6 protein-coding genes are annotated in these 11,849 nt (G+C 51.5%); all 6 read right to left on the bottom strand.

What is annotated here, in order from left to right:
* The coding region (locus tag AC1RNA_RS07895) for a hypothetical protein (protein WP_492950710.1) at window positions 1–6,351 on the bottom strand (6,351 nt) is incomplete at its 3' end.
* An 18-nt stretch (window positions 6,352–6,369) separates the two neighbouring features.
* Window positions 6,370–6,666, bottom strand: a complete 297-nt coding sequence (locus tag AC1RNA_RS07890) for a hypothetical protein (protein WP_492950709.1) — start codon at window positions 6,664–6,666, stop codon at window positions 6,370–6,372.
* Between the two features lies 1 nt (window position 6,667).
* Window positions 6,668–7,345 carry a hypothetical protein gene (locus tag AC1RNA_RS07885; RefSeq protein ID WP_492950708.1) on the bottom strand — a complete coding sequence of 226 codons (678 nt, stop codon included), beginning with the start codon at window positions 7,343–7,345 and terminating at the stop codon, window positions 6,668–6,670.
* 142 nt (window positions 7,346–7,487) lie between these two features.
* Complete coding sequence (locus AC1RNA_RS07880) at window positions 7,488–8,036, bottom strand: toxin-activating lysine-acyltransferase (RefSeq protein WP_492950707.1); 549 nt, start codon at window positions 8,034–8,036, stop codon at window positions 7,488–7,490.
* Between the two features lie 33 nt (window positions 8,037–8,069).
* A complete protein-coding gene (locus tag AC1RNA_RS07875) occupies window positions 8,070–9,521 on the bottom strand; it encodes an HlyD family type I secretion periplasmic adaptor subunit (protein ID WP_492950706.1) in 1,452 nt (483 codons plus the stop codon).
* The gene (locus AC1RNA_RS07870; protein WP_492950705.1) at window positions 9,508–11,676 is read right to left on the bottom strand and encodes a type I secretion system permease/ATPase; all 2,169 of its coding nucleotides are present in this window, start codon (window positions 11,674–11,676) and stop codon (window positions 9,508–9,510) included. Before AC1RNA_RS07870 ends, AC1RNA_RS07875 begins: the two co-directional genes overlap by 14 nt.
* Window positions 11,677–11,849 lie beyond the last annotated feature (173 nt).

Raw genomic sequence — 11,849 nt, 5'->3', positions numbered from 1 at the left:
CAGTGCAACCGTCGGGGCAATTCCATCCGTTGCACCTACCAACGTGTCAACGACTGCGTCACTGGTCCCAACATTACCGTAGCTGTCGGTTACGGTCGCAACGATTGAGTTCGATCCCTCGTTCAGCGTCACCGAGGTTGAGAACGAACCATCCAGCTGGAGCGTCGCGGTTCCGAGCGAAGCGCCATTGTCTGTCAAGACAACTGTCTGACCGGATCTGATTGTAGAACCCCAATAGGCAACAGTCCCTGTAATCACTTGTGTTGCGACATTGCTGCTTTCTTCGGCGCTCGTAATCCTCACCTCTGGAGAAGTGACGAGCTCTTGTATCGTCAATGAACTCGCGCTTAGCACCGGCAGGACTGCCTTAATATTTGTCCAGGTGTCTCGAACGATAATCACACCGTCAAAAGAGGCTGCATCCAATGCCGATAGGTAATTTACGACGTTTGCCGCGCTGTCGATAATTGTAATGGAGTTAATCTGCCCATCCGCTGCTAATGCCGAAAGATTGGACTCAATATTGGCTGCAGTGTCAGAGACATCAACCGACACACCCCAATTTTGCGTCAGATTGAGCACATTCGTATCATTAAGCGCCTGAGCCGCGGTCAATATAAGGTTGGCGTAGTCTGTTACCTCGATTGAGGAGAGTGCTGTTAAGCCGTTCAAGACGTCGACGTTGGCCGAAATATTGGCCGCTGTATCAGACACATCAATCGCCGATACAAGGCTATCCGCATTCAGCGCTATGCTATTGGCGACAATATTCGCGGCCGTGTCCGCGATGGTCGCCGTCGCAATCTGAGGATTGGTGGTCAGAGCCCCCTGATTATTCAAGTAATTCGCCGCACTATCAACGATTCCAATCGATAAGATCTTAGAATCGGCCTGCAGTGCAGTGGCATTGGCCAGAACGTTCGACGTCGTATCCGAAATCACGACGTCATACCCAGCGTTGGTTAGCTTGCTGAAAACACCAGCGCCATTGAATTCTTGCGCTACCGTCAAGACCAGTGCAGGCGTTCCGGTATCATTTAGAGTGATCGACGTGACAGCAACATCAGCATTAAGCGCATCGAAATTATCTGAGATGTTCGTTGCCGTATCATCCACCGCGATAAGGCAGCTGCCAGTGCCAATTCCCTGGAATACTGCATTATCCGAAACTGCTTGGCTGGCCGTCAGCACGAGCTCGGGAACACCAACGTCTGTCAGTCTGATAGAGCCGTTCGACCATATCTCATTCAATTGATCAATATTAGCAGCGACATTTGCCGCCGTGTCGACAACATCGATCGTGTAGCTTCCAACAATATTTGCGGTGTCTAGCGCTTCAGCGACCGATAGCGTCAACGTCGGCGCGCCATCAATTATGACTTCGACCCCCCTGCCACTTATCTGGCTCAAAGCATCGATATTGGTGACAATGTTTACCGGCGTATCTACAACATGTATCGAGTTGAGCTTCGAATTTGAAAGTAACGACGCGCCATTCTCCCCGATACTCGCAGCAGTATCCACGACTTCAATCGAATAAATCTTACCGTTGGTGGCAAGATCGCCCTCATTGGCCAATATGTTATCTATCGTATCCGAGACTGCAATGGAGAATACCTTATTATCGGCAGCCAGCGTTCCGGCATTATTTAAAACATCAGCCACCGTCCCAGTTACGGCTATTCTGGCCACATTCGAATCGGCATCCAACTCAATTTCATTTGCGATAACATTACTAACATTATCTACGACGCTGATCGAATATGCCCCTGTGATTTTGTTCAATACAACCGTATCATCAAGTGCCTGGCTGGCCGTTAGGACGAGACTCGTAGAGTAAGCATCAGTCAGCGTAATTGAACTTAGCAACGCGGAAACACCCAGCGCATCGAAATTCGCCGACACATTGGCAGCTGTATCCCTGACGGCGACGCTCTCTATATTGTAGTTGGCGGCCAACGCAGCCACGTCATGGATGACATCTTTCGCATTACCTGAAAGCGTAATGATATAATTCTGTGTTGTGATCTCAGACAGCGCCCGAGTGTCGGAAATAGCCTGCTGAACCGTTAAATCAAGAGTCGGCGTTCCGGCATCCGTTAAGGTGATCGACCCGATCAGCCCATCAGCGTTCAAGGCACTGATATTGGCTGCGACATTCGCGGCAGTATCAGAAATCGCAATTCTGAAATTCCTATTGATGATGTTGCCTATGACGTGCCCGTCATCAAGTGCTTGTGCTACAGATAACGTAAGTTCCGGAACACCACCATCGGTCAAGCTGATGGCATCGATTTGGTCATTACCATTCAGAGCATCAATATTAGCAGCGACATTTGCAGCGGTATCCGAGACAAAAACCGAATTGATTTTTGTATCGGCCGCGATGGCCGTCTTTTGAGCCAGAACGGCGACAGCTGAATCGACTACTACTGCAGAAGCGACATGCGAATTAGCCGCAAGGATTTCATCGTTGGACAAAATATTACTTGCGGTGTCAAATATCTTTATCTGATAGCCAAGATTAACAATCTTGCCGAGCGCAGCCGTATCATTAACAATCTGCGCTACCGAGAGCATGAGAGTTGGCGAGCCATTATCTGTCAATGTGATAGAATTAATTTTGCTGTCAGTATCCAGCGCATCAATCGCAAGGGAGATATTGGCGGCTGTATCAGAGAGAGAAATCGAATAGGCCGGGCTAGAGATTTTAGAGAGAGATACCGTGTCACCGAGGGCCTGCGCCACGTTTAGAGTCAATGTCGGCGTCCCACCATCCGTCAAATCAATCGAAGAAATTTGAGTATTCTCATTCAACGCATCGATGTTCACAGATATCACTGCAGCCGTATCCGAGACGTGAATCGCCACGTTCGGATTGCTGATACGAGCTAAGACGGCCGCACCATGAACAGCCTGTACCGCCGAAACGCTCAATGTGGGCGTTCCCGTATCGCTTAGTACGATCGAGCCAAGAAAGGCATCGCCTGCCAGAGCGTCAATGTGAGATGCTACATTAGCGGCAGTATCGGAAATATCGACCGCATAACCAGAATTTATGATCTTACCGAGCGCGGTATTATCACCCAATGCCTGGTTGGCAGTCAGCGCTAACCTAGGCGCCCCGCTGTCGGTTAAACTGATCGCATCAATCTCGGTGTCGGCGTTAAGCGCGTCCAGTGTCGCGGAAACATTTGCAGCCGTGTCCGATACTACAATCCGGCCGGCCGGTAAGGAGCCAGCACTCGCCAAGATATTTGCCGCGGAATCAACCACAATAATGGACTTGATTTCCGGATTACTGGCGAGCGCCGCAGCATCCGCCGTAATATTAGCTACGGTATCTTCTACCGTTATCGAAGTGACTTCACTGTTAGACGACAACGCCGCGGCGTTCGAGACCACATTTGAAGAGGTATCGACGATCGTTATCCCCGTTATCTGCGTGACGGCGCTAAGAGCCGCGGCCTCGCTAATAACGTTTTCTGCTGTATCTGTAATTTGAATTGCATATGCGGAATTCGTAATTTTTTCCAAAATCGAAGTATCGTTGAGAGCTTGGCTTACCGAAAGATTCAGCGTGGGCGCTCCACTGTCGACCAATGTGATTAATGACACATTCGAGTTAGCTTTAAGCGCATCAATGGCTGCCGATACGTCCGCCGCTGTATCGGAAATTGCTATGGTGTAATCGATATTTGTGATCTTCTCCAAAGTAGCCGTATCGGCAACGGCCTGCCCAACCGACAGGGTTAGGCTCGCCGCACTGCCGTTACTCAAGGTAATTGAGCCAACGTTGTGGTTCGCATTCAACGCGTCGAAATTCGCCGAGACAGATTCCGCGGTGTCTTGGATATCGATGACATAGGTCGGGCTAGTAATTAAATTTAAAGCAGCGCTATCACCCGCCACCTGCGAAGCGGTGAGTTGCAAGGTCGGCGTTCCCTCGTCGGTCAACGCAATCGCGGTAACATTTGAATCATTTCCCAGCGCATCTATGATCGTTGAGATGTTTTCTGCGGTATCAACGAGCTCAAGGGCGCCATATCGGAAATCTAGATTTGCTTGATTGGATGTAAACTGTGTAGCCGAGATCGTAAAAGCAGGCCCCTCAGTTCCATCGCCACCATCGCCTTCGTCGCCCGCGCCTCCTCCGTCGTTATTGACAAGATTCTGCAATAGGTAATCGTCAATGGAGAACGTAGACGCAGCCGCCCCGCTCAACTCATCCGGGTCAATCAAGTCGTAGGATGCGTCGCCATTGTACGTCGTCCTAGTAAAGTAGACAGGACCTAGCCCTCCTGGCATCAAACCGTCCGTTGTGTAAATGACCGAGTCACTATGCATTTCATATGTGGTCTCAGTAAGGACAGCGTCGCGAAAAGCCGGAACACCAATGCCGGCATCCAGCTTGATACCAAATTCGCCATTACTGAAATTTATGAGATTGAAGTCGGTTGTATTGCTGCCTTCAGGTCCAAGGCCCAAAACACGGTAAGAATCACTAGGGCGCCCCAGATAGGTGTAGTCTAAGCCGTTCGCGCTAAGTTGGTAGGCCGTGTCAGTTTGGACAAAAACACCAAACCCGTCATTTGAAGGATAATGCGCATCAAGGAGAATGTTCTCATTGTAAGATCGTACTGCAGGAGACGAGATGACCGCCCCATTGTACGTCAGCGTATCGGAGGAAGTTGGATTCAAAATGACAATTGTAGGTTCTTGGCTGTATGCATAGTCAGCCTCCACATCGGACTTTAGCGCAGCCATATCGAGAGAAGAAATATTACTTGCCGTCAGGCCATCGATGGTTAGCGCAACTACATTTGCACCGCCCGGGGCGTTGATGTTGAATGTGTTGTTTCCAGCTCCACCCCAAACGACAGTAAATGCCGTCTGATCCGCACCGTTAAAGGTAAATTTATCACCACCTTGGGTATTGCCGATGATCAGATCGGTCCCAGTGTTTGATGTGTAATTGAAGGTGGCATCTATGCGATTCCCCCCAGCAAAAACTTCATTGTGACCTGCTCCAAAGGTAATTGTCTCCGCTGCAGCGCTAGTGATTATAATATCGTTGCCATCACCGGTCGTGACGGTCGCACCGCCCACAATCAGATCGTTACCATTTGCACTGCCAGTAATCGTGCCCTGCCCGTCGTTGCCGATCAAGACCGCACCACCTACCCCGCCGTCGTTCGCCTTAACGGAGCCCGTACCTGATATTGCGCTTCCCTGTGTCGTTGCCATTACGAGCTTGGTGGCCTCATTAAGAAGAGCCGCTAAGCTAGAATCGGATGTAGTTGATCCATTCGTTTGGGTAGCATATGCTGGATCGGGATAGCCGCTGGCGGACCAAAGCGCTGTTGCGTCAGACGCACTCATCCTATTGCTTACGTTACCGAGGACTGCGGCAACCAACTCACCGAGTCCGAGAATCTTCGTTTCAGCTAATCCCGAACCTTGATGATCTGTCTGGTCGAACGTAGTTGTCCAACCGGCTGGGTTAAGGTCGATCGATACAGAGCCGGCTGCTCCAACAAAGATGCCGTTAGCGGCAGAAGCGGACGTGTTGCTTGAGGCCGCTAGGTCTCCAGCATGCTGAACCAAAATGTCGGCTAAACCATCGATGACTCTGCTTCCCGTCATCACACCCGAAAAACCGGAATTGCTGACAATCGAACCTAACGTGTCCGCGTCTGCAAAGAGCGACTGAATACTAGTGTCGCCAAAGGGCTCGTATCCGTCATCGAGCGCAGAATATGCGATGATCGTCCGCATTGTGGACGCATCGAGTGATTTCCCGCCGACATTCTTGATCTCGCCAGCAAGGCGATTGCTGAAGAGCGCATTATATAAAGATCCGCCTATGCTTTGCCATGCGGTTCTTTCCTCCGCATCGGCGTAGAGAAGCATTGTCAGGAGCGCAGCATCGTGAAGATTAAATGGATCAGGAATATCCGGATTTATATTTACTGACTGAACAGCCGGGTTTTGTAGAAGGATTGAGGGTTCAAGAAATTGTCCCGATACCTCGTAAGCTTCCAGCCCTAAAAGGTCATTCGAGAACGGAGTCTGCGAACCGTAAATCGCGGCAGCCAAAAAGGCATTCCCTGGAAGCTGGTTGCCCAAATCATCGGTCATGCCACTCGGCAGACTGTACGCGTACGCATTAGCAGCAGCAGCGTTGAAGGGCATGTTGTCGAATAAATCGCCGTGCAGACCGTAAATTGCGCCGACAAAACCAGCGATTCCACCTCCGAGCGAATGGCCTACGACTGTAATGTCTTGGGGGCTCTGCAACGAGTCGCCTAACAGACCTGCGACCTCTTGGTAAAAACTTACGGCGTCCATCGCATCGGGACCAAATGGTCAGCCACCCCCGATACCGTAGCCGTTTATCAAGTCTGACCAAAAATGCGTCGTTCCCCGATAAGAAATAATCGCCTCATCCGAAGCAGTGTAAGCGATTGCAAAGAAATTATTGGTATTTGCTTCTGCACTGGTGCTTACGGCTGTAAGAACATAATTTCCGAGTTGATTATTAAGGAGATCGGGAAAGAATTTTCCCAGGCTATCTGACCAAGATCCATCGTCGGCATTGTGTTCGTAGGCGTCCATCGCAAACACGGCATCGAGGACGGTGGCATAGGTTGCATCGGTCGCCATTTCAAACTCTCCCACCTTTTTTTGCTTGCTGCTTAAGCCACTGCGGCCATATCTCTGGTATCGGCGTTATCGGATCATGGGTTAGTTCAAGAATCACACGTTTAAGTTCGACGCCCGGCCCGAAACTTGCGGCAAGATTGTTTGGCAAGACGGGTCGCCGTGTATGCGGGTCATTTGCATCTTGGAACCGGACGAGCTCCGGTAAAACTATGAAGGGGACATCTCGTGCCCCGCTTTGCCGCAGCAATTCGTGAAGCGGGGAGCTACGCTTGCTATAGGCAGTGTCAACATAAGTACCGCGCTTGTTGTATGCTTCGAAGGGAAGGCAATACACATCGTTCTCTGCACAGAAAACATAGCTATTGCCTTCGCGAATTTGTGTCGGCGTCCGGGCCGCATTCGAGAACGTCAGAAACAGTAGGCCCTTCTCACCAAGATCGACGGTTGGCTCATATCCGATGACTGGAGTGTAATTGCCAGGTCCGCTCGGAGACCAAGAGGGTTCCACATTGTACAACGCTTCGATCACACTCGATCCGGTTTTGATTTGATCACCATCCTGAACTTCTAAAGTCAGCCGGTAGCGGACATGGATGTCATAAAAATTAAGCCAAAGGACTCCCACTACGGTGACTATCAAACCTGCAATTATTCCAAATACGCCGAATAATGTTTTCATGAATCGGCACTCCGGATGTGATCTGCAACTAACCCGACCGGCGTCAAAACCATTAGACTCTTTCTCCACCTCACACAGGGCGTAGTGGCTACTCGTCGATCAACTCTTGCCGCCACCGCAACCATCTCTTCCGCGGTTGAGTTCATGCACCATCTCCACGCCGGGCTGGCGAGAGGACTTGATCCAGCGTCTCGATCCGCACACCGTCAGGGCCCTTTGTGATCAATTTCAGGCTTCGATCTTTGAACGGCATATCTTTAAGCCATTGCAACGCCGCCTTAACACCATCGGCACTCCCAACTGCATCGATAAGCCAAGCTATTTCGCCACACTTCCATTCATCCGGTCGCAAACGTGAGCGCGAACCAGTGCCTTGGCTGGCCAAGCGCTTATCTACCTCCTCAGACACGAACGCCCATGTTACTGCGGCGATCGGCGCACGAAAGCCACTCTCTTTGTGTGCGGCCTCTACGAGGTAAAACTGTCCATTGAATATGGGTGGCAATACCATCCATTCGATGTCGGCGAGCGAATAGTGCTTATGCGCTGGTGATCGCGATAAGATAACAACCACGTCACAGATGCTTGATGCGACTAGCTTAGATAATGCGGCGCCGACCTTTTTAGAATCTAGCGATCCTAGGATCTTCTTTTGATCGACTCCGATATCGCTTTCCGCCGCGTTATTCATTGCAAGGAATCCTTGAATTGTTTTCGAAGGCACTCATCTCTCTCTCATACTTTCTTGCCTGTAGCGCAGGATGGGTGACATTACGTATTCGATAAGACGTCGCGATCCCGTCTTAACCTCAACTGTGACAGCCATCCCCGGCGCAAGATTTACAAGGCGATTGTCGATCTGCATTTGAGTTTGATCGAGCGCAATGCGCGCTGAGTAAACGAGGTCTTGTCCTTTCGGCTCGCTCGATTCAGACAGAGAGCCCTGAGATTTTTGGTCGTCGCGGCTAGCAGCCGGGCGCTCTTTGACAATGGCATCGTGCGACACACTTATCACTTTGCCATGCAGAAGGCAGTAGCGTGTAAAATTGAACGTATCGATCTTGATCTCGACATCTTGGCCCTCTTGGACAAACCCAATGTCAGAGTTTGGGACCATTGCTTCGATCTCAAGCAAACTTCCGTCAGGAACGACATTCATCAACTGCTGTGCTGGCGTAACGACGCCACCGACGGTGTGAATTGCAAGTTGCTGCACTGTTCCAGCAATGGGCGCTAGCAATGTCTGCTGGGATTCTCTGCGCTGCGCCTTAATAAGGTCCTGCGTAAACCCATCGACCTTCTTTTCGGCATCGGCCAGATCGCTTGATATTTTCTGCGCATAGCCCGCTTCAGTCTGCTCGCGCTGCTGTTCCAACGCCTGTTGAGCAGCCGTCAACTCGACCAGCTTGCGCTGCTGCACGACTTTTTCGTGCTGCATGTCGATGAGCTTGGTCTGCGCATCGAGATAGGCGACCCTATTGCCGAACTGGATTTCCATTGCCTTGCGACGGATGGTAGCGCCCTCGTCAAGATAAGGCAGCGATTGCTCGATCTTGGCAATGGCCTCCTGCACCTGGCTATATTCAGCTTTCTTTTGTTCGATCTGCCGATCGAGTGAGGCAACTTTGGCCTGCTCTTCGGCACTCTGGGTCAACATCCAATCACGTGATCTTGCGACCTCGAACGAACTTGCACCTGCCGGCACCCTGAATTCATTTGCACTGATGTTTCTGCCAACGGCAGCCTTGAGGGCAATCAGCCGCGAGACATCAAGCTGAGATGCAACCAGGTCGCCTGCCACATGCTGCCGTTCCGCCTCAGCAACAGTCCGATCCAGCTCAATCAGGACTTGGCCCGCTTCGACATGATCACCATCGCGCACCAGAATTCTGGAAACTGTACCGGCTTCAAGCGGTTGGATAGTCTTAGTCCGGCCGGTCGGAACGATCTTTCCCGTCGCAGTTGCGATGATGTCGACATGACCAACCGTTGCCCACACCACCGCAACCGCGAAAGCCAAGATAATGGTGGCTCCAATAGCTCGTCCGACCGGTGATGGCGGTGTCTCAAGAATCTCCAGGGCTGCAGGTAGAAATTGGCGAGCCGTTTCCTTTGGCTCGCGCGAACGAATCCGGCCCGCATATTCGCGCAAGGAAATGACCTCAGGCGACGACATGAAAGCCTGCCTGCATCTGGTGAAGAGTTGCGTACCGCCCCGCACGTGTGATCAGTTCATCGTGACTGCCATCCTCGATAATGCGCCCTTTTTCGATGGTAATGATTCGATTGGCATGCCTGACCGCCGATAGACGATGAGCGATGATCAGAACCGTGCGACCTGCAGCGATTTTCCGCATGTTGCGCTGAATGATGTACTCGCTTTCGTAATCGAGGGCGCTGGTGGCCTCGTCAAAGATCAGAATGCGAGGATTGGTGACCAATGCCCAGGCAATAGCGATGCGTTGCCGCTGGCCGCCTGACAAGCTGGCGCCGCGCTCTCCAACGATCGTGTCGTAGCCCTCGGGCAATTCGAGGATAAATTCATGCGCCCCAGCCAACTCGGCGGCGGCAATCACTCGCTCCATCGGCATACCAGGATCAGCGAGCGCAATGTTGTCACGGATTGTCCGATTGAACAGAACATTTTCTTGCAAGACAGCACCGACTTGACGCCTGAGCCAAGCGACATCGGCCATCGCTAAATCAATACCGTCGATCAGGACGCGACCGGCTTCGGGGACGTAAAGCCGTTGAACAAGCTTCGTCAGGGTAGATTTCCCTGATCCTGAGGGCCCGACAATTCCGATCACCTGCCCTGCAGAAATCTTGAGGGACACATCGCTGAGTGCAGCTGGCCCATCGATCCGGTACCGAAACATGATGCGCTCGAAAGTAATGTCGCCCTTGATATTCGGAAGCGCCGCCCGTGACGCCGAAAAGGCCGGTTCAGGAGTCGTATTGAGAATGTCGCCAAGCCTCTCAACCGAGATTCGCGCCTGGTGAAAGTCCTGCCACATTTGAGCAAGGCGTAGGACCGGCTGAGCAACCCTCCCCGCAAGCATATTAAATGCGATTAACTCGCCGACTGTCAGCTTGCCATCAATCACGAGGTAAGCGCCTAGATACAGCGTCAGTGCCGTCACAATCTTGCTGATGAACTGAACTGCCTGGCTTGACCAGGTCCCTAGCGCAATGACATCAAAACTTGACCCGACATAGGCCGCCAGTTGCTCTTCCCAGCGCCGCTGCATTTGCGGCTCAATAGCCATGGCTTTGAGCGTCTGGATCGCACTCACGCTCTCGACAAGGAAAGCCTGGTTTTCGGCACCGTGGCTGAATTTCTTCTCAAGCCGACGCCTGAAGATTGGCGTTACCCCCGCCGAGATCACAATATAAAACGGAAACGAGCCCACCACGATCCAGGAGAGCTTTGGCGAGTAGTAGAACATGACGGCCAGAAAGATGACCGTGAACACCAGATCGACGACCAGCGTAAGCGCCGAACTCGTCAGGAAGTTACGGATGTTCTCAAGCTCGCGGACCCGTGCGACCGAGTCACCTGCCCGCCGAGATTCAAAGTAGGAGATCGGAAGAGACACGAGGTGCCGGAACAACCGAGCGCCCAATTCGACGTCAATGCGGTTCGTCGTGTGTGAAAATACGTAGGTTCTCAGTGCTCCCAGAACAGTTTCGAAGATCGACACGGTCATAAGACCGAAGACCAACACATCCAGCGTCGTAAATCCGCGATGCGTTAGCACCTTGTCGGTTATGACCTGAAAGAACAGCGGGGTTACGAGCGCGAACAACTGCAGAAAGAATGACGCGGCAAGGACTTCCGCCAGTATTCGGCGATACTTATGAATGGCCTGCAGAAACCACGTCAGATCAAAACGTGTTGTAAGATCTGAAAGCGACGCTCGACGAGTGACAAGAACGACACGCCCTGTCCATTCCTTCGCGAAATCAGAAAGAGCGACAGATTGAGGTCGGCCAACGTCATGCCTTTGAACGAGAATGTCTTTCTCGCCAACGCGCCCGACTAACGCAAACGTCCCATTTTTGAGTTCTGCAATTCCTGGCAGAGGAAGTTTTGTAAGATTTCCAATCGAGACGGAAAGCGCTTTAGCCCGCAATTTCAGGCGTTTTACAACCTGAAGCATAACGGTCACGTCAACCGCATTGCCCGCGTTTTGATGCTTCAACTGATCGGCATCAACCGCGATCTGATTCAGACGCAACAGCAATGCTAGGCAATAAAGCCCACTATCGCTCGATTGAGGGTCTTCCATCGTTATGCCAGCCCCAGCATAAATTTGGACACGCGTCATCGTTCGCCCCAGACGCGGGCGTATTTTTGAATCACCAATTTGAGAGATCAGAGACCTTCGTCAGTGGATCAACTATTGAGACACGCTACGCCAATTTTCGCCCTGCGCAAGAAAAAATGGACAGAATGTCGCATGCATTTTTTCGAAACAAATTTCTTGGACGCGCATGGACT

The sequence above is a fragment of the Afipia sp. GW821-FHT14H12 genome, from assembly GCF_058803465.1.
This window is presented reverse-complemented; position numbering and strand designations above follow the sequence as displayed.